22 protein-coding genes are annotated in these 17,968 nt (G+C 62.5%); 10 read left to right on the top strand and 12 right to left on the bottom strand.

Annotated features, from left to right (window positions below; translation table 11 throughout):
- Positions 1 to 2: 2 nt before the first annotated feature.
- Genes CH278_RS06305 through CH278_RS06295 form a run of 3 tightly spaced genes read right to left on the bottom strand, consistent with a single transcriptional unit; the run spans position 3 to position 3,450 of the window.
- The gene (locus CH278_RS06305; RefSeq protein ID WP_045841137.1) at positions 3 to 758 is read right to left on the bottom strand and encodes an SDR family NAD(P)-dependent oxidoreductase; all 756 of its coding nucleotides are present in this window, start codon (positions 756 to 758) and stop codon (positions 3 to 5) included.
- Complete coding sequence (locus CH278_RS06300) at positions 755 to 2,314, bottom strand: AMP-binding protein (protein WP_094621461.1); 1,560 nt, start codon at positions 2,312 to 2,314, stop codon at positions 755 to 757. The genes CH278_RS06305 and CH278_RS06300 overlap by 4 nt, the downstream gene beginning before the upstream one ends.
- An 11-nt stretch (positions 2,315 to 2,325) precedes the next feature.
- Positions 2,326 to 3,450, bottom strand: a complete 1,125-nt coding sequence (locus CH278_RS06295; protein ID WP_027495546.1) for a DUF5938 domain-containing protein — start codon at positions 3,448 to 3,450, stop codon at positions 2,326 to 2,328.
- Positions 3,451 to 3,675: 225 nt separating this feature from the next.
- On the opposite strand from CH278_RS06295, the gene CH278_RS06290 reads away from it, so the two are divergent.
- Positions 3,676 to 4,320, top strand: coding sequence for a TetR/AcrR family transcriptional regulator (locus CH278_RS06290; protein WP_094621460.1), 645 nt, complete (start codon positions 3,676 to 3,678; stop codon positions 4,318 to 4,320).
- Here the strand turns inward: CH278_RS06290 and CH278_RS06285 are convergent.
- The 6 genes from CH278_RS06285 to CH278_RS06260 form a co-directional block, all read right to left on the bottom strand.
- A complete protein-coding gene (locus CH278_RS06285; RefSeq protein WP_094621459.1) occupies positions 4,307 to 4,642 on the bottom strand; it encodes a hypothetical protein in 336 nt (111 codons plus the stop codon). The genes CH278_RS06290 and CH278_RS06285 overlap by 14 nt on opposite strands.
- A gap of 3 nt (positions 4,643 to 4,645) precedes the next feature.
- Positions 4,646 to 5,089 carry a hypothetical protein gene (locus CH278_RS06280; protein ID WP_094621458.1) on the bottom strand — a complete coding sequence of 148 codons (444 nt, stop codon included), beginning with the start codon at positions 5,087 to 5,089 and terminating at the stop codon, positions 4,646 to 4,648.
- Positions 5,090 to 5,115: 26 nt separating this feature from the next.
- Positions 5,116 to 5,685, bottom strand: coding sequence for a cysteine hydrolase family protein (locus CH278_RS06275; RefSeq protein ID WP_256991871.1), 570 nt, complete (start codon positions 5,683 to 5,685; stop codon positions 5,116 to 5,118).
- A 258-nt stretch (positions 5,686 to 5,943) separates the two neighbouring features.
- Positions 5,944 to 6,417 carry a DIP1984 family protein gene (locus tag CH278_RS06270; RefSeq protein ID WP_094621686.1) on the bottom strand — a complete coding sequence of 158 codons (474 nt, stop codon included), beginning with the start codon at positions 6,415 to 6,417 and terminating at the stop codon, positions 5,944 to 5,946.
- A 200-nt stretch (positions 6,418 to 6,617) separates the two neighbouring features.
- The gene (locus CH278_RS06265; RefSeq protein WP_032386797.1) at positions 6,618 to 7,796 is read right to left on the bottom strand and encodes an Nramp family divalent metal transporter; all 1,179 of its coding nucleotides are present in this window, start codon (positions 7,794 to 7,796) and stop codon (positions 6,618 to 6,620) included.
- Positions 7,797 to 8,149: 353 nt separating this feature from the next.
- Positions 8,150 to 9,091, bottom strand: coding sequence for a dihydrodipicolinate synthase family protein (locus CH278_RS06260; protein WP_057473529.1), 942 nt, complete (start codon positions 9,089 to 9,091; stop codon positions 8,150 to 8,152).
- Between the two features lie 246 nt (positions 9,092 to 9,337).
- Between CH278_RS06260 and CH278_RS06255 the strand changes: the two genes are divergently transcribed.
- From CH278_RS06255 to CH278_RS06240, 4 genes are all read left to right on the top strand, one after another.
- Positions 9,338 to 10,372: a LacI family DNA-binding transcriptional regulator gene (locus CH278_RS06255; protein ID WP_094621685.1), complete on the top strand. Its 1,035-nt coding sequence runs from the start codon at positions 9,338 to 9,340 to the stop codon at positions 10,370 to 10,372.
- 65 nt (positions 10,373 to 10,437) lie between these two features.
- A complete protein-coding gene (locus CH278_RS06250; RefSeq protein ID WP_094621457.1) occupies positions 10,438 to 11,766 on the top strand; it encodes a glycosyltransferase 87 family protein in 1,329 nt (442 codons plus the stop codon).
- 215 nt (positions 11,767 to 11,981) lie between these two features.
- The gene (locus tag CH278_RS06245; protein ID WP_027495537.1) at positions 11,982 to 12,356 is read left to right on the top strand and encodes a PLD nuclease N-terminal domain-containing protein; all 375 of its coding nucleotides are present in this window, start codon (positions 11,982 to 11,984) and stop codon (positions 12,354 to 12,356) included.
- A gap of 28 nt (positions 12,357 to 12,384) precedes the next feature.
- Complete coding sequence (locus CH278_RS06240) at positions 12,385 to 12,702, top strand: hypothetical protein (RefSeq protein WP_027495536.1); 318 nt, start codon at positions 12,385 to 12,387, stop codon at positions 12,700 to 12,702.
- Positions 12,703 to 12,706: 4 nt separating this feature from the next.
- Here the strand turns inward: CH278_RS06240 and lepB are convergent, their stop codons facing one another.
- The gene (gene lepB, locus CH278_RS06235) at positions 12,707 to 13,447 is read right to left on the bottom strand and encodes a signal peptidase I (protein ID WP_094621456.1); all 741 of its coding nucleotides are present in this window, start codon (positions 13,445 to 13,447) and stop codon (positions 12,707 to 12,709) included.
- A gap of 41 nt (positions 13,448 to 13,488) precedes the next feature.
- Here lepB and CH278_RS06230 point away from each other — a divergent pair, with 41 nt between their 5' ends.
- Together CH278_RS06230 and CH278_RS06225 are read left to right on the top strand one after the other, a co-directional pair.
- On the top strand, positions 13,489 to 13,821 hold the full coding sequence (locus tag CH278_RS06230) for a hypothetical protein (protein WP_094621455.1): 333 nt from the start codon (positions 13,489 to 13,491) through the stop codon (positions 13,819 to 13,821).
- Positions 13,822 to 13,867: 46 nt separating this feature from the next.
- On the top strand, positions 13,868 to 14,353 hold the full coding sequence (locus CH278_RS06225; RefSeq protein WP_094621454.1) for a hypothetical protein: 486 nt from the start codon (positions 13,868 to 13,870) through the stop codon (positions 14,351 to 14,353).
- Positions 14,354 to 14,403: 50 nt separating this feature from the next.
- Here the strand turns inward: CH278_RS06225 and CH278_RS06220 are convergent, their stop codons facing one another.
- Positions 14,404 to 14,790 carry a hypothetical protein gene (locus CH278_RS06220; protein WP_143536219.1) on the bottom strand — a complete coding sequence of 129 codons (387 nt, stop codon included), beginning with the start codon at positions 14,788 to 14,790 and terminating at the stop codon, positions 14,404 to 14,406.
- 263 nt (positions 14,791 to 15,053) lie between these two features.
- On the bottom strand, positions 15,054 to 15,236 hold the full coding sequence (locus CH278_RS06215; protein WP_094621452.1) for a hypothetical protein: 183 nt from the start codon (positions 15,234 to 15,236) through the stop codon (positions 15,054 to 15,056).
- 77 nt (positions 15,237 to 15,313) lie between these two features.
- Between CH278_RS06215 and CH278_RS06210 the strand changes: the two genes are divergently transcribed.
- The 3 genes from CH278_RS06210 (at position 15,314) to CH278_RS06200 (ending at position 17,964) form a co-directional block, all read left to right on the top strand.
- Positions 15,314 to 15,607: a hypothetical protein gene (locus CH278_RS06210; RefSeq protein ID WP_094621451.1), complete on the top strand. Its 294-nt coding sequence runs from the start codon at positions 15,314 to 15,316 to the stop codon at positions 15,605 to 15,607.
- Positions 15,608 to 15,682: 75 nt separating this feature from the next.
- Positions 15,683 to 16,309: a GntR family transcriptional regulator gene (locus CH278_RS06205; protein ID WP_057473518.1), complete on the top strand. Its 627-nt coding sequence runs from the start codon at positions 15,683 to 15,685 to the stop codon at positions 16,307 to 16,309.
- Positions 16,310 to 16,488: 179 nt separating this feature from the next.
- Complete coding sequence (locus tag CH278_RS06200; protein WP_256991870.1) at positions 16,489 to 17,964, top strand: MFS transporter; 1,476 nt, start codon at positions 16,489 to 16,491, stop codon at positions 17,962 to 17,964.
- The last annotated feature ends 4 nt before the right edge of the window (positions 17,965 to 17,968 follow it).

Raw genomic sequence — 17,968 nt, 5'->3', positions numbered from 1 at the left:
CGCTACACCAGCGACGCCGAGAGGCCGCCGTCCAGAATGTAGTGACTGCCCGTGATCCATGTTGCGCGGTCCGAGGCCAGGAACAGCGTCACTTCTGCGATGTCCTCAGGTGTTCCCAGCCGTCCCTGCTTGGCGGCAACGAGATCACCGAACGGGACCTGAGTTGCCGCTTCGAAGTCCGGAACGAGGCGTTCGACCATGGCGGTATCGGCGAACCCGGGGCATACCGCATTCACGCGTACTCCTGCGGCACGCATCTCGATGGCCGCGACGCGTGTCAGCTGAATGACGGCTGCCTTTGTGGCGCAGTACGACCCGAGCAGCGCCGTGCCGCCGACACCGGCCAGCGATGCAATGTTGACGATGTTGCCCTTCGACTCGACGAGCGCACCGATCGCGGCCTTCATCACCAGGAATGTGCCCCGCACATTGACGGCGTAGATCTTGTCGAAACTCTCCGTGGACTGCTGCAGCAACGGGGACGAGACCTCGATGCCCGCGTTGTTGACGACGATGTCCAGTCCGCCCAGAATCGCGACCGCGCCGGCGACGGCTCGCTGTACCTGGCTCTCGTCGGAGACATCGCAGTTGGCGGTGCCCTCGGCACCGATTTCCTGGGCCGTCGTCGCTGCGACATCTTCGTCGATGTCACTGACCACGACGCGCGCGCCCCGCTCGATGAACATCCGGGAGATGGCCTTTCCGATTCCGGCACCGGACCCGGTGACGAAGACTCGTTTGCCCTCGAACTCGCTCATACTGTGCTTCCCTTCGCTGGTGACGGTGCAGACATCGTGCTGCGTACTTCGGTCTTGAGGATCTTTCCCACCTTCGAGCGGGGCAGATCGGTCCATATCTGAATCTCTTTGGGAGCCTTGACACTCCCGACCCGTGCCTTGACGTGTGCGATCAGATCCTCGGGGGACGCGTCGCGACCGGGGCGCAGAAGCACTGCAGCCGTGACTCGCTCACCCCACTTGTCGTCGGGAAGGCCGACGACTGCGCATTCCTTCACCGAGGAATGCGACAGCAGGGCCTGTTCCACCTCGGCCGAGTACACGTTGAATCCGCCGGTGATGATCATGTCCTTGGCACGATCGACGACGTAGAGGTAACCGGCTTGATCGAGGTACCCGATGTCTCCGGTGTGGTGCCAGCCATGAGCGCCGACTTCGGCTGTGGCATCGGGATTCTGGTGATAGCCCTGCATCACGAGAGGCCCTCGGACCACGATCTCGCCGCGATCCCCTCGATCGAGCAGGCCGCCGTCCTCGTTCATGATCGCCACCGTCGTCAGTGGCGTCGGCTTGCCCGCCGAGGTCAACCGTTCGACCGCGATGGAACCGTCACTACGGAAGTGATCGGCCGGTGCGAGCGTCGCGATCATGTTCGGTGCCTCGGTCTGCCCGAAGAGCTGCCCCAGCACCGGCCCGATTCGGGTCAGCGCCTCCTCCAAACGGGTTGGCGACATCGGCGCAGCCCCGTACCAGAGGCATCGGAGCGACAACAGATCCCGCGTGTCGAGGTCGGGATGGTCGAGTACCCCGTAGACGACCGTCGGCGGCAAGAATGCGTGCGTGATCCGGTGGTGCTCGATGAGCGAGAGAAACTGGCCGATGTCCGGAGCCGGCATCACGACCACGTGGCCACCCAGGCTCAGGATGGGGAATGTCAGTACCCCCGCCGAATGGGTCAACGGTGCCAGTGCGAGGTATCGGGGCCGGTCCCCGAACGGGTAGCTCATCAGTGCCGTCGCCGTCGAGGTCATCATGTTCTCTTCGGTGAGTCTGACGCCCTTCGGTTTTCCCGTCGTTCCGCCGGTTCCGGCGATCATGGCGAGCCCGTCGGCCGGTCGCCTGTCGACGACCGAGTCCGAGCGGTGTTCGACGAGCCATCGGTCGTACGACAGTGCTCCCGGCACGTCGCCGTCCAGGCAGACCAGCCATTCCAGTTGCGGCAGCTGGTCTCTGATGCGGCCGACCAGATCCGCGAATGCTTTCTGGAAGAACAGGAGTCGGCACCCGAACAGATCGAACAGTTGTCGATTCTCGTCGGCCTCGTTTCGCGGATTGATCGGACACCACACTGCGCCTGCGCGGGAGATTGCGAAAACGCAGGTCAGGGCGAGAGGGTCGTTGCCGGAGAGCACCGCAATACGATCCCCGGTCTCGATACCGTTGTGTTGCAACGCTCCGGCGATGGAGACCGTGTAGTCGTACACCTCGCCGTAGCTCTTCGTGGTGTCAGCCATGGTGAGGCAGGGGGCGTCTCGGCCCAGGGACATGCCCTTGTCGAGGTAGTCGGATAGCCGCATCGGCCGGGTCCTCAGCTGTGTGCTGTGACGACGGGGTCGAGCACCAGACCGAAGGCGCGGAGCACGCCGAGCAGTTCGCGGTGTCCGAACGCCTGGCAGCTCGAGGCGAATCCGACCTTCTTGGGCGGCCCCTGCAACACGTGTGCCGCTGCGAATGCGTTGAGCAGAGCGGTCTGCTTGTAGTTGCAGTTGCCGTGAATCACCGTGTGCACGCGGCCGAGTGGGCCCGATGCGTAGACCGAGTCGAGGGAGGTGTTGATACGGGGATTCTCCCGCGGCGGTGTCTCACTGCGCACCGACGCCGACACCGTATCGATGATGTCGTACTTCTCGGCGTCGGTCTTGCCTTCCATCTGCGCCATTGCGCCGGCGATGATCTGAGGCACGGCGAGCATGAGCGGCTTGTTCATCACCCCGCCGTAGGCGCGTGCGTTCGCGACTCGGGGATCGTTCTTGAACCACACCGGATGCGACGTACCGCCCCACGGCAGCGCCAAGCCCAGATCGTGCTGGCCCGGCACGACCACCTGGAACACCCCGTCGTCGGGCCATTCCACGTACTCGTTCTGTTCGAGGTAGTACGCCTTGGAGAAGGCGGCATTGGTCAGGATGGTGTTGGTCGACGCGACCGTCGGATGTCCCTTCCAGAAGACCTCGATGTCGAGGGTGTCGAGGCCCGGGGTCTCGAGGCAGATGTTGGCCGCGATCTCGCCGATGCTGTACATCTGCGCCAAACCCGGTGTCAGAACGATGTTTCGGGCGGCGAATTCTGCGCCGTACTTCTTCTCGGCATCGATGATCCAGTCCTGCTCACCGGTGGTGTCGGTGTAGTGCGCACCGATCTCGATGCATGCCTGCGCCACCTCGTGTCCGAACCGCGAGAACGGACCGACCGTGTTGAGCACGATCGCGGCTCCTCGAAACGCTTCTGCCAGTGCGGAAGCCGTGTGCTCGACCTCGACGACATCGTATTCAACCGTCTCGACGCCTGGGACGGCGTCGACGATGCCCTTGACTCGGCTTTCGTCGCGGCCGGCGGCCAGGAAGGGAATGTTGTACTCGCGCAGGTATTCGCAGATCAGTCGCCCGGTGTATCCCGATGCCCCGTAGACGACGACGCGCTTGTCGGTTGGCATGAAGAGTCCTCTCGTGATCGGCCGTCGTCGGACGGGCCGAGGTTGATCGAGCCGTGAAGCACCGGAGGCAGGTGTGCATCCACCCCTCTGACGTGTGCTGCGGATCACACTAAGTTAGAATTTGTACACACGTCAAGGTTTTTCTTGACGACTGCCCAAAATCCGGTTTTCAACGGCTCGGGCATACACTGATCAGCGAAACGCCGCGCGGAAAGGACACCGAACATGACCCAGACGGTCGATCCGCGCGCGCGCATCGAAGAACGCGCCCGCAACAAGTTCGAGTCCAAACGAACCGAGCTGGCCGAGGCGACGCTCCACACGCTGGCCGAGCTGGGGTACGCCCGCACCTCGTTGCGGGAGATCGCGCAGAACTCCGAGTACTCGCACGGCGTTCTGCACTACTACTTCACCGACAAGCTCGACCTCATCACCCACGCAGTTCGCCAGTACGAGGCCATCTGCGTCACCCGGTACGACGAGGTGGTGGCCAACGCCGTCGACGCCCCCGGCCTGTACGCGGACTTCGAGACGAAGTACTTCGCCACCCTGGTGGCGGACGCCGGAATTCATCGACTCTGGTACGACCTCCGCAACCAAGCCCTGTTCGACGGTTCCTTTCGAGGCGACGTCCTGGACATCGAGGAACGTCGCGAAGACATGATCTGGCGTGTGGTGACGAAGTACTGCGAGCTACGCGGCTCCGAATCCGCCCTCGACCGCCCCTCCGCCTACATCCTGCTCGACGGGATCTTCCAACGCGCCTTGCTGCACCATCTGGCGGGCAACACATCCGAAGTCGACGCAGCCCGAGCGCAATTGAAGGCCGCGTTCGCGTTGTTGGACCATCCCAACGTCACGACTTCTTGATCTTCTCCAACGGGTAACCGCCGACCACCACGACGACGAAGACGTAAGCAGCCAGACCGGCCAGCTCCCAAGTCGTTCTTTCACGATGAAAGTCGGAGCCGATCCATACGATTGGCACCACAGCCATCACGGAACTGACCGTGCACCAGATTCCGACCGATCGATTGGCTCGTGCACGCAGTCGGGGTGTCGATTTCACCGTGTCCGACACTCGTGCACCGTAGTAGTCGGGATTCGTTGCCCTGCCTCGGAATCCGACGGATGCCGCGTACGCGAACACGACGAACCACAGCATCAGCATCAGCATCAGCACGGTGTTCATGCGCTATGCTGCGGACGCTCGACGTCGACTCTTCAGTTCACGGTAATTCCGAATCGTGTTGGAGCAAGCCCACGCCGCAATGAGGGGCACCAGGAATCCGGCTGATGCGGTAGCGGTCGCGAACACCAGAACAACGACGGCGTAGGCAATCAGTGTCACCACTACTGCGTCGACTTTCCGCCCGATCGACGACCCCGGTATGACGACGATTCCTGGGAACCTCGGAGACTCGGCCAGTGCGCGAACTGCCGCAACACATGCAGCGAGACCGCCCACAATCATGAACGAGAACAGCAACACTTCACCGAAGCCCTTGTCGGCCCAGCCTATTCGTGGGTCGAAGATCCCGTGGATCAGCGATGAGAGGGTCGGCACCGACGCGAAGTACCCCAGATACAGCAGCACAATGGGTCCCGCGAGCCCTGCTACTGCTCCCCGATCGGCCATACCGAACGGTATCAAATTGGGCGACGTCAGTGGGAAGTTATGTCTTTCGTTTCGATCACCGTCGCGAACTCGCCGTGCAGGTTGGTGGCCGTGATGGCAGACAGTGTTACGGCAGGCACGACTGTCCCGTCGGGCGCGACGCGATCGAAGGTATGCGTCGCGTCTATGACGAAGTAGGTGTCGTAGCCGAGATTCCCGGCCATCCTCGCGGTGGTCTCGCAACAGTGATTGGTGGTGATTCCGCAGATGACCACCTGGTCGATGTCCTCGCCTCGTAGCCAGGCGTCCAGATCGGGAGTTCCGTAGAAGCTCGAATTGACGCGTTTGCGAACGAGCAGATCCGGAGTCCCGTCGAGCATGTCCTTGAAGCGATGCCCGTCCTGTGTCGGCGACAACGGCGACTGCGGATTGTCGGAATCGTGCTGAACGAATACCACCGGCCAAGCCTGAGATCGCCAGAATTCAACGAGCTCAGCAATATTGGCCTCGCACGACGGGTTGTCCCGTGGACCCCAGAATTCCGAATCGTCGAAACCGGCCTGCACATCGACGACGATCAGTGCAGGTCGGCTGAGGGACATCGATAGAGCCGTCATTCTGACCAGACTAGTCGCGAACACAGGCGCAAACCATCATGCCGGGTGGCCCCTTACCCACCCTCGTTTCCGTTCGATCAGCACACGGTAGTGCAAGGTATGCTGTGCACCGTTCTGCGTGAATTGTACTGAGCTGCACTGTGACCGAGTGAATGCCCGGAACGCTGCTCACCACGCAGGAGAAGGGCCGGAAGACCGCCGACCCGCGGTACGTGCTCGCCTCGACCGAAAACTACCTACTACCCGGCATGTGGCACGCTATTCGACTAGGTCGAACTCCCAATTGACGCGTTGGATCTCCAAATCCACCAACCGAATCTGCTTGGCAACATCATCTGCGGCAGAACGTAATTCGGCAACCGGAAGAGCTGCGACGTAGACCAATTCCGACCTCAGTTGACGTGGGCCGTATCTGTGCTCCTGGTTGCGCCCCGATGCTGCGTCCGCGGCCGCAGAGATCGCCTTGTGTCGCATACGCAGCACGTCGCGGGACTCGAGCGCATCGGTGATGGTTCCATCCCGCACCGCGGCAGCACTGTTGGTTCGGTTGATCCTACGGATGAGAACTTCGAGACGATCGAGCGCAGAATTGTACTCGGACAACAAGATCCCTGCATCCTCAGCCGGTGATTCACCGTCTTGGTGGCGAGCGTTCGCCAGAATCCGAACCTTCAGATGTTCGGTGCGCTTGATCAGTTCCCCTCGTTCAGCGAGGGCCTCGGCAAGCTTCATGATCTGCACCTCTGTGTAGTGGAACCGGAGGTGGGATAGCTACGGGCGCTCATGCGCCTTTCGACGTGTCGAATGTGTTCATGACTCAAGAAGTACCACAGTTCTGTGGCCGGCGATAGGCCTGCTTTCAAGATCCGGTTGGGAAATCAGAACGCCCCGGGTGGATGCTCGTCGAGCACCCACCCGGGGTTTCAGTCGAATTATCGCGTCGCGAGTTCGTAGATCAGTAGTCCGGAGAGCGAGAGGATGGAGAGGAAGCCGAGACCTCCAATGATGTTCTTCCACCAGGTGTTGCGGAGTTCGCCCATCAGTTCTCGGTTGTTGCTCATGACGTAGAGCAGGAAGCCGAGGAACGGCGCGATCAGCACGGTCAACGCTTGCGCGAAGATTATGAGCTGCACAGGCGATTTGGTGAAGATCAGCGTGATGGCCAGTCCCCAGGCAAGGATGGCCGCGCTGGTGCGTTTGGCGGTCATTGTGCTGGGTGACGGGCCCTTGCCGAGTGCGTCCGAGAGCATCGTGCCGCCGGCGGTTGCGTTGGCGACCATGGCCGAGAAGGCAGCACCGGACAGGCCGAGGGCAAAAATGGTCGATCCGACGGGTCCGGCGATGGGCTCGAAAATCTTGGCGAGGCCGACGAGTGTCTGCGCTTCTGCATTCTGTCGACCGAGCACGGCAGCGGCGACGATGATTACCAGAGACGTCATGATTCCGGGAGCGATGATGCCGGGGATGGTGTCTGCGATGGTCGTCTGCTTGTACTGCGCGCGGGTGCGGCCGCGTTCGTGGGTGCCGTACGAGGTGAAGAAGGCGGCGTTGAGCGAGAAGTTGGTGCCCACCAAGGCCACGACGAGGAGCGCTCCTCCCGGGGGGATGCTGGGGACGACACCGCTGACCGCTTCGTACCAATCGGGCTTGGAGATGACGGCACTGATGATGAACGTGGCACCGAGGAGTCCGACGATGACCAACAGGACGCGCTCGACGGTGCGATAGACGTTGCGGAACAACAGGATCAGGCCGACGAATGCGGTACACACTGCCGACCAGATCAGCGGTGATCCGCCGAATACCATCGAAAGCCCGAGGCCGGAGCCGACGGCGTTACCCACCGAGAAGCACAGCGTGATGATGAAGACGCCGAATCCCGCAGCGACACCGACCTTCTGGCCGAGGACGTCTTTGACGGAGCTGATCATCGATTTCGGGGTGCGAATGCCGAGCCGGACACTCATGTCCGCGTACACCAGCATGAACACCGTCGAGAGCACGATGACCCAGATCAGGCTGTAGCTGTACTTGCTGCCGGCTTCGACGGCGCTGGCGAGGTTGCCGGGGCCGAATTGCCATGCACCGGCGATGAATGCGGGGCCGGCCATCGCGATGGTGCTCAGGAAGGCTTTCCATTTGCCGGAGCGGGGTGCGGGAGTTTGCGAAGTTCGCACGGCTGCGGACGGTACCACCGGTGTTGCGTGGTGCTGACTCATTGCGAGCCCTTTCTCGAAGCACTTTTCGAGCCGGCGACGTGGCGCACGTCTGCTGTCGGCCTGATGTGGCAAGGGGCGAATACGTGGGGTGGATCTGATGCAGAGCTCGGCAGTCCAACCGAACGGACTCGACCCGGTCCGCGTGTGCGGTGATGCATGCCGAAAGAAGTGGTGCTCGGTACCCTTCCGGGCCGTAGCGGCTACTACGGAAGGGCACCGAGGGTAGGGAGTGACCGTCGACCGGGTCAGACCAGCGCAGGTACTACCGAGCCGAGGTTCGCGGAATCGAGTGCCGCTGCGATCTCCTCGTGGGCACCCGCAGCGAGCGGAAGCAGTGGTGAACGCACGGTGGCGTGTTCGAGGATGCCGCGGTGCACGAGGCCTTCCTTGAGGGCGACGGTGCCTTCCATGTGGGATCCGCGGTGGTAGACGTTCGCGGTGACGGGCAGCAGACGGTCGTGAATGGCGCGCGCGGCCGGGTAGTCCTTGGCCTTGCCTGCCGCGATGAGTTCGACGAGCGGCTCGGGTGCGAGGCCGCCGTACCCCACCAGCAGGCCGTCGACGTCGAACATGGTGTGCAGCAGGTACTCGTCGTGGCAGCTGAGGATCTGCAGTTCGGGGTTCTCCTTGCGCAGCACCGGAATCTCGCGATCCCAACGACGCATGTTGCGGACACCGTTCTTGGTGGCGAAAACGCCCTCCTGAGCGGCAATTTCGAGCTGGGTGTCGAGGTTGTACGTCGCCTTGGTGACGTCGGGGTACTGGAACAGGATGAGCGGCAAGCCTGAGCCTTCGTACAGTGCCTTGTACCGGTCCTGCGGCGCACCGTCCTGGTATCCGAAACGCAGCCATCCGTGCGACGGGTAGACCAGACCGGCGGATGCACCGGCGTCGACTGCACGCTTGGCTTCCTCGACCGATACGGCTGTGCCCTCACCGGTGATGCCGGCGACGATCGGGAGCTTGCCGTCCACCGAATCGCGGAACGCACCGATGACCTTGGCCTGCTCGGCCTGCGTGAGGAACGTGCCCTCGCCTGCATGGCCGAGGACGACCAGGCTCTTGACCCCGTCGACATTGCCGAGCCACGACCCGAGTCGCTGTATCGCGTCGTAGTCGACCTCGCCGTCGCGGGTGAAGGGCGTGATCGGTGCCGGGCTGAGTCCGCGGAGATCGAGTGAATTCATGGTGACGTCCTTTTGGAGAGGCGGTTGGGAACGTTGTCGGGAACGTTTGCATGACGCTAAACCCGCGACCCCGAATGTGTCAACCATCACTTCGCCGACCGAGAGGTGACAGGGCTCGCACACGGCACCGACCCCTCATGCAACACTTCATGCAAACGTTCCTGGGACGTTTGCATGTGCGATCAGCTGGGGATCGGTAAGTTCGGTCCTGTCGTGCGATCGGGCCGATCGATCAAGGAGGTGTGGATGCGTCCCACTCGAACCGGGCTCTCGGCGGAACGGACGGACGTCGTCACGCTCCGCGACGTCGCCAAGGCGGCGGGCGTCAGTGTGTCGACGGTCAGCCGCGTGCTCGACGACCGCGTCGCCCCCTCCCGTACCGCGACGGCCGTCCGGGTGCGAGAGATTGCCGAGCAGCTGGGCTATCGGCGCAACACGTTCGCGTCCAACCTCAGGCGCGGTGCAACGGCGACCATCGGAGTGTTGGTTCCCCGCCTGTCCGACACCGTCATGGCCCTGATGTTCGAGGCGATCGATCGGGCCGCGGGCAAAGACGGCTATCACGCCATTGTCGCGACCAGTGGCGACGACCCCACCGACGAGTGGAACGCCGCGCAATCCCTGCTCGAACGCAATGTGGACGGCGTCGTTCTCGCCACCAGCCGAACCGACGATCCTCTCCCCAGCCACCTGCGCGACAACGGCATTCCGCACGTTCTCGTCCTACGAACCGACGGCAAGAGTCCGTCGTCCATCGGCGACGACGAGACAGGCGGGTACCTGGCAGTTCGACACCTCATCGATCTGGGCCACACCGACATCGCAGTCCTGACCGGCCCGCTGTTCACCTCCAGCGCCGTCGGACGGCTCGCGGGTGCCCGACGTGCGCTCGACGAGGCCGGCGTGTCACCGAGGTCGGACTGGACTGTCGAAACCGGTTACGGAATCGAAGCGGGCGCGCGCGCAGGACACGAATTGTTCGACGCCACAGAACGTCCCACCGCGGTCTTCGCGGCCAACGACAATCTGGCCCTCGGTGTGTTGTCCGCAGCTCACCGCCACAATCTGGCCGTCGGCGTGGACTTGTCACTCGTCGGATACAACGACATTCCCCTCGCCCAATTGCTGCCGGTGCCGTTGACGTCGGTGCGTACCGCGTTCGATCAGATCGCCGGCACCGCGATGGATCTGTTGATCAACGGAACCGACGACTCGGCGGCCGTACACAAAGCGCTCCCCACCCTGATACCCAGGCAATCGTCGAGCCGAGCAATCCGCTGACAAAACGTACCGGTCTGTCCGTGTCGAGTTCCTTGTATCAGATACAACGATCTATCGTGTAGGCCATGACGACGTCCAGTTTTCGGCCGCTCTACGCGCGGTCAGACTCGGACGTGCGCGTAGAGAACGGCCAGGAGACGGCCATCCGGGAGACGCAACCGGAAGTGCATGCAACGGGCGTTGGCCGGCTCGGTTGGCGCTGGTTCCTCGCGTCGGCCATCGCCGCGTGCGTCGCGGTCGTTGCGCACGCCTACTTCCTGGGATGGTCGACCCCCTTCGGTCTGTTCGGCAACGGAATCGACACCATCGTCTATCGACACGGTGCGTACGTCGTTCAGCATGGCGAGCCGCTCTACGAGTTCGCATTGTTCGACATCGGCCTACCGTTCACCTACCCGCCCTTCGCGGCGTTGGCCTTCGCCCCGCTCGCCCTCCTCTCGGTCACGAGCGCTGTGACGGTGGTCCAGGCGATCAATCTGTTGCTGATCTACGTGGCCGTGGTCGCGAGCTGGCGCGCGCTCGGATATCGAAGCGCATCAATGTATCTCGTCAGTGTCGGATTGGCAGTGGCACTGACGTGGCTCGAGCCCGTCCGCATGACCATCTGGCTCGGCCAGATCAATATGCTTCTACTGGTTCTCGTTTTGCTCGATCTCACCCGCGGCGAGGGCAGTCGGCTCCGCGGTGTGGGGGTCGGCATCGCTGCAGGACTGAAACTGACGCCCGCATTCTTCGTGCTTCATCTACTGGCACAGAGACAGTGGCGAGCAGCCGTCACGGCGATCGCTGCGTTCACGGTGACCGTGCTTGCCGGACTGATCGTCATTCCCGCCGATTCGTGGAAATTCTGGACGTCGACGATGATCGACTCGGAACGAATCGGCGCACTCGCCTCACCCGCCAACCAGTCGATCCATGGCGCGTTGGCTCGACTGTGGCCGGGCAATACACCTCCATTTGCCGTGTGGCTGGTGCTCGCCATCGTTGTCGCCGCCCTGGCGCTGTGGGTGGCGGCACGCGCACAGGCAGCCGGAAAGACGTTGCTGGCCCTGACGATATGTGGAATGGCGACGCCGATGGTCTCGCCTTTCGCGTGGGGCCATCACTGGGTGTGGTGCATTCCGCTGACCGTCCTCGCTCTCGACTACGCCAACCGACACCGAACCTGGTGGAGTTGGCTGGCCCCGATCGCCGTGACCTCGCCGATGATCGCCTGGTACTTCACCGACTACCGCGGCATCAAGGCCATCGGAATCTTCATGTTCGAGGGCTCCCCCGCCTTCGAGTTCGCCGTCCAATTCACCTATCCCGCGGTGTTTCTGGCGACCCTTGTCGTGGTTTTCGTCGGTCTGAGGACCAGGCCCACTGCGGGCCATGACAATGCTCGCCAATAGGCGCACACGCGTCCCACAGATCCGGTGACCGTCCTGCTCACCAGGGATGGGCAGCGATCATCTCTGTACATCTACTGCCCAGGACATTGACGCTACATCCGGCCGTGCCCGAGCCCCACCCAGATTTCCAAACCGACTCGTCTGTCGAAATCGCGAGGACAGCGCTACGATCTTCGATACAACGGACCGAGCGGTCTTGGACATGGAGGGACACAATGCCGTATTTCGGTTTGCTGGTCATGCTGCTGTGGGTGTTCTGTCTGATCGACGCGATCACCGCAGACGAGGGTGGCATCCGCTATCTACCCAAGATCGTCTGGATTCTGCTCATCGTCTTCCTCCCGTTCGCTGGGTCGTTGGCCTGGCTCGTTGCGGGCCGACCCGTCGGTGCCGGGATTTGGGGAGGTGCCGGCGGGTCCGGTTACGGTCGCGCAAGCAACTCCGCGTACCCCGAATACGAGACGCGGCCGGGACGTCAGGCCGCCCAGAATCCGGATGCGGACGCCGAATTCCTCCGGCAATGCCGCGAACGCGCCGAGGAACAGCGACGCATCGAACGCGAGCGTCGTAAGCGCGATCTCGGGTTCTAAGACGCCGCTACTCGACAGGATCGTGGGAATGCGCTCGATCGTTCTGATTCTCACCACCCTCGGCTTCGTGGTGGGGCTGCTTCCCATGGGCGCTCACCTCGTCGAGCTGGCGCTGGCCCCTGACATCGCATCACCTGAGATCTATTACGGCACGTACACGCCGCTGTCCGGAGTCACGATGAATTCGGACTATATGAATGCGCTGGATCTGTCCTTCGAGGTGCGTTCACGCACTTGGTTGTGGCTGTGGCTCGCTCCGTTCGCGGGATCGGCGATAGGAGCCGTCCTCGCCGTTGTTCTGTACTGCAATGGTTTTCGAATCACACGCAGACGCGACGCTGACTAGTCGATCAGCGCTGTATCGCAGGCGATTCGATAACTCCCCATCTCGACGGTGGCAGCACGATGAATCTGGCCTTGCCGATCACATTCTCGATGGGGACCGTTCCACCCAGCTCGTCACGGGAGTGTGCCCTCGAATCGGCTGAGCCGCTTCGATTATCGCCCATCATCCACAGATTGCCGGACGGTACGGTCACCGGCCCGAAACAGCGACCGGACTGCGGAACTGTTGCGCAGGTAAGTGTGTCCACGTCGTAGGGGAAGTCGAACGCGATGTAGGGCTCGTCGAGCGGCTGCCCGTCGACCTCGACTCTTCCTTGCACATCGCAACACTGGACGGTTTGCCCGCCTGTTGCGATCACCCGTTTCACGAGGTCGTTCTCGTCGGGCGCGACGAGTCCGGCCCACGATCCCGCGTCCTGCAACGCCTTCACTCCCGCGTTGCTCGATCGGCTCGACGTGTATCCCCTGTTCCACGACTCCGTCGGAGCCTTGAACACCACCACATCACCCGGCTGCGGATCGCCGAATCGAAACGTCATCTTGTCCACCACAATTCGATCACCTGTGCAACCGGGACAGCCGTGCAGCGTGGGTTCCATGGACTGCGACGGGATGAGATAGACACGGCCGACAAAAGTCTGCAGCAGCACACTCAGTAACAATGCGACCACGACCAGAACCGCCAACTCTCGTAACCAGGACGGCACCCGACGACGGGTCGCATCGGAATTCGCAGCGGCAGTCATACCAGCAGCCTAGGGCCACAAGTTTGCGTATCGTACTGAGCATGTTGTTTCTCGGCCTCGTGATCGCCGCCATCAGCGCGGCCATGATGACTGTCGCTACGCTGCAGCTGTCACAGGTGAACGAGGGCCACTATCTGCCGATGACCATCGGCAAATTCGCAGTTCGTTCACCGTGGAAAGTGACGGCCCTCCGACTGGGTGCGCAGGCCATCGCGGCCGTGGGTGCATGGATAGTGGCTGTAGCGGTCCACAACCTGACGACTGCTTCTGCTGCCCTCGTTCTTCCAGCGGCGGCCCTGATCCTGCCGATCGCCGTGCCGGTACTGGTGATCACCGCCCAACACAACCGGCGCCTGACGACGTCGGGTATCTGACGCCGATTCACCTACCCACCATGCTGTTTCGGTTCATACTGGGCCGGTGAAACTTGTCGGAGTGAGCGCGGTCGCTGTGGTGTTGCTCGCCTGCGCCTGCTCCCCCGCCGAGGTGGACGAGCCGAAGTCGCCAGTCGCATCGGTCAGCCCGACGCAATTCGCCTCTCCGCCACCGCCCATCACCGACGATGTGCCGACCGCAGCCCAGTTGACGGCTCTGTTCGCAGCGAGCGTGGACTACTCGATTCGCGAAGAAGATCGAGCTCGATTGTTCGACGGGCCGGCCGAGAACAACGTGCGGCTCGCACACGCCTGGGGCGCTCAGCCGGATCCGCAACACATCGAATTCACAACCGTCGCTTCGACCGGTCCCGATTCGGTGGAGGCCATGGGTGTCGGAACTTTCCGAAGCATGGACAGTTATCCCGTCGGACCGATGTCATTCGTGCGATACGACAATCAGTGGAGAGTCCCGCGCGATATCGCCTGTCTCTTGGTGGGCGCGTTCGACGGCCCTGACGCCTGTCGGTGAGCGTGTCCTCGGCGCGTTCACCGGTTCGGACTGAACCGCTCCAGCCGGAGTCAGTTGACGTCGGGCGCAAGGAAGTACGCGAACACGTAACTGATTGCAGTCAACGCAATCGTCACCATCAGCTGTATCGGCGGCTCCGCGCTGTCCGACGCGACCATCCCCGAGGCAGCGCTGGCCCATGCAGAGAGCCCGGCAACGAACAGTGTCACCACTGCCGCAGTGCACAGGGCAAATCGGTGTCGCCATTGTGTGCGACCGCTCGGTGGCCACGGCACTGCAGTCTTCAGTGCGTACTTTCCGCCGACCACCGCCGCGAATCCCACCAGCAGTCCACCGATTGCACCGAGTACGGCAGGGAGAGTCAGATCCAACCACTTGCCATCGATGACCGGCGCGATGAGAACCGCCGATGTGACTGCTCCACTACCCGCAGCCACGCACAGCTCTCTGCCGACCCAGTCCATGGGACTCACCCAAACACATGGCCTCACCACCCTCGAATCGGGAGGCAACGGGTGCCCACGCCGAACTGCTCCGGCCGAGTCACGAAACGAGAGTGAACCCCGCCGCAAACGCGCACGCATTTGTCGAATGACCCTCTCTGGCGGTCGAAATTGGCGACGAATCCGCGCGCACCTGACGAATGCGCGCGCGTTTGCGCCGCCACGCCGACCCGACGCCGACCCCCACGGGCATCGATCTAAGAACGCATCCGTCCGTCTATGCGGCGGATGGCCTTCCATCCCGCAGGAGTAACGACGGTGCAGATGATCGCGCCGAACATGATTCCCTGACTCAGGGCCGACCAGAGGCCGGGGCTGTCTCCGAACACCGGCCACTTGTAGATGATCGCGAGTACAGCGAGGAAGACAACAGCGCGCATAACTCGAACCCTACCTAAACCAACTCTCCGGTATCCTGGCTGAACGGGACAAATCAGACCCATACGAGGAGCCTGAGATGCAGAAGCCATTTCGCGAGTGGGTCATGACCGGCGCGTTGAGCAAGAAGTGCGGCGCAACTCGCGCCGACTACATCAACGCCCTGGCTCTCGTCCCGGCCGTAGCAATCGGATTCTTGCTGCTCCACTTGTCAGTCAACTCAGGATCCACCGCCCTCGATATTGCAGCAGGATGTCTCGGCGGCACCGTTACCGGCTTTCTGTATCTCTATCTCGCGTATCGGGTCGATTCACGCAAGAAGCAAGACCCTGCTCCCGCACCGATACTGGGGGCACGTCCGACACGGCTGTGAGGCACCGACTCCTGCGCGTGAGGCCACAATCCGGCGGCCCGCCTCCTGGACACCGCCCGCACTAGACTCCACTTCGTGAATTCAGACGACGAATCACCCGGCGACACGATTGCTCAGACGTTGCGTGACGACATTCTGTCGGGTCGACGCGTCGGCGGTGAGCGGCTGATCGAGGAGTCGATTGCCAAGGCGTTCGGCGTGTCTCGCGTGCCGGTCCGCGAGGCGCTGGCTCAGCTGCAGGCCGAGGGTTTCGTCACCATTGTTCGCTATCGGGGTGCGACGGTGTCCACCACCCTGCACAAGGAGAACAAGGAACTTCTCGAGGTTCGTCATGGTCTCGAGGTCTTGGCTGCTCAGTTGGCAGCCAGGAACAGGGGCGGTTCCGTGGCCGCCGAACTGGCGTCGGTGGTGGAGCGGGCGCGCCACGGAGCACGATCGGACACTCCCGGCTCCACCGACGGGCCGTCGTTCCACGATCTCGTTGCGACCGCGGCAGGTAACGACCAGCTGCGCGAGATGCTGGCGGGTGTCAATCGCCGGGTCGCGTGGGGTCTCGGCGACGACCCGGGCGCGTCCGTTCACGATCACGCTGCTCTGGCGGCAGCCATTCTGAACGGCTCCCCTGTACAGGCAGGGTTTCTGATGGATGAGCACCTGCGGCGCGACGAGGATGCGTCCGCTGCAACCCCGGGGCCGTCATAGCGCCCGTCTTTGTATACAATTACGAGCGATATATGGAGTCCTTAACACGTTCGTAGCGGAAGATAACGGTGACGACACATGGTTTGTATACAAATTAGGCAGTCGTTTCAGAGTGTCACCGGAGGCGACTCACCGGAAAACACCCGTTGCCGGTGCCTGCCAGCCCGCTGGAGCACACCATGTCTGCCTCTACCTCGGAATCCGTCCATCCGACCGACCCTCATCCGACCACTTCCCAGCCGACCGACACACAGCCGCCTGCCCCTGCGTCAGGGCTGACCAATGCGCTCGATCGCATCGGTTTCACTCGAGTCCAAGGTGCGGTGATCCTGCTGCTGATGGCCGGACTGTTCTTCGACAGCCTCGAGCAGAACTCGACCGGAGCGATGGGCCCGCTCATCAAGGAATCACTCGGAATCGGCAATGCACAATTGACCCTCATCAACACCGCCACCGTGATCGGCGGACTGGTCGGTCGCCTCATCGGTGGATACATCGCAGACCGCTGGGGTCGCCGAATGGCGTTGAGCCTCAACCTACTCGTGTACACGCTCGGCGGTCTCATCAGCGCTGCCGCGGTGAGCTACGAGACGTTGCTCGCGAGCCGCTTTATCGTCGGTATCGGCCTCGGTGGCGAATTCACCGTCGGCTTGGCCATTCTCGCCGAACTCGTCGCAACCAGGCACCGCGGTTCACTGCTGGCCACACTCAACATCTCGTCCGGCGGCATCGGCAATATCGCGTCGTTCGGCTTCTTCATGCTCGTACTCGGCCCTCTCGGTGGAGTTCTCGGCGGCGACGACACGTCGTGGCGCTGGACCTACGTCATCCTGGCGGTGCCTGCGGTACTCGTGGTGTTCTTCCGGCGGTATCTCCCGGAGTCGCCACGATTCCTCATGTCCAAGGGCCGAATCGACGACGCGAACCGCAGCCTCACCCGACTCGCCAGCGGATCGATCTCCGGCCTCCGAAACCCGGGCCCGACAAAGCAATTCGTCACCGCAGCGGATGTCCTTCCCGCCACCGGCAAGACGTCGTACGCAGAGGTGTTCAAAGGACAGAATCTTCGCCGCACTGCCGCCATCGGCGCTGCCTCGTGGATGTCGTTCGGTGCTCAGGTCACGTTGCTGTTCCTCATGCCCATTCTGTTGGTCTCCCGTGGCTACTCCCTCACCGATTCACTCCTGTTCACGATGATCATGAACATCGGCAGTCTCTTCGGTGCCTGTGCTGCATGCTATTTGGCCGGCCGGGTACGTCGCCGACCAACCGTGATGACCGCCGCCGTGCTCGGATGCATCTCTGCCATCGCTTTCGCCACGCTGGCCCACAACGTTGCGACCATCCTCGTCCTCGGCGCTGTCTTCCAGTTCTTCACGATGATGCTCAACACCATGCTCTCGGTGTGGACGCCGGAGCTGTTCCCCACCTCGATTCGCGGCATGGGCACCTCGGTCGTCAACGGAATCGGCAATGTCGCCGGCGCGGTGATGCCGTTCGCGGCACTGTTCTTCTTCGACATCGCCGGTGTGGCCGGAGTGTTCCTGATGATCGCCGGCATGTACGCCCTGCTCGTCGTCGCGGCGAAGTTCGGCCCCGAGACCTTCGGACGCTCGCTCGAGGCGGTGACCGAAAAAGAACTCGTCGCAGCGTAATCCA

Origin of the sequence: Rhodococcus sp. 05-2254-5 (assembly GCF_002258575.1) — a bacterium.
Taxonomy (GTDB): Bacteria; Actinomycetota; Actinomycetes; order Mycobacteriales; family Mycobacteriaceae; genus Rhodococcoides; species Rhodococcoides fascians.
Note: the sequence above shows the minus strand (reverse complement) of the source record. Positions and strands in the feature narration are given on the sequence as shown.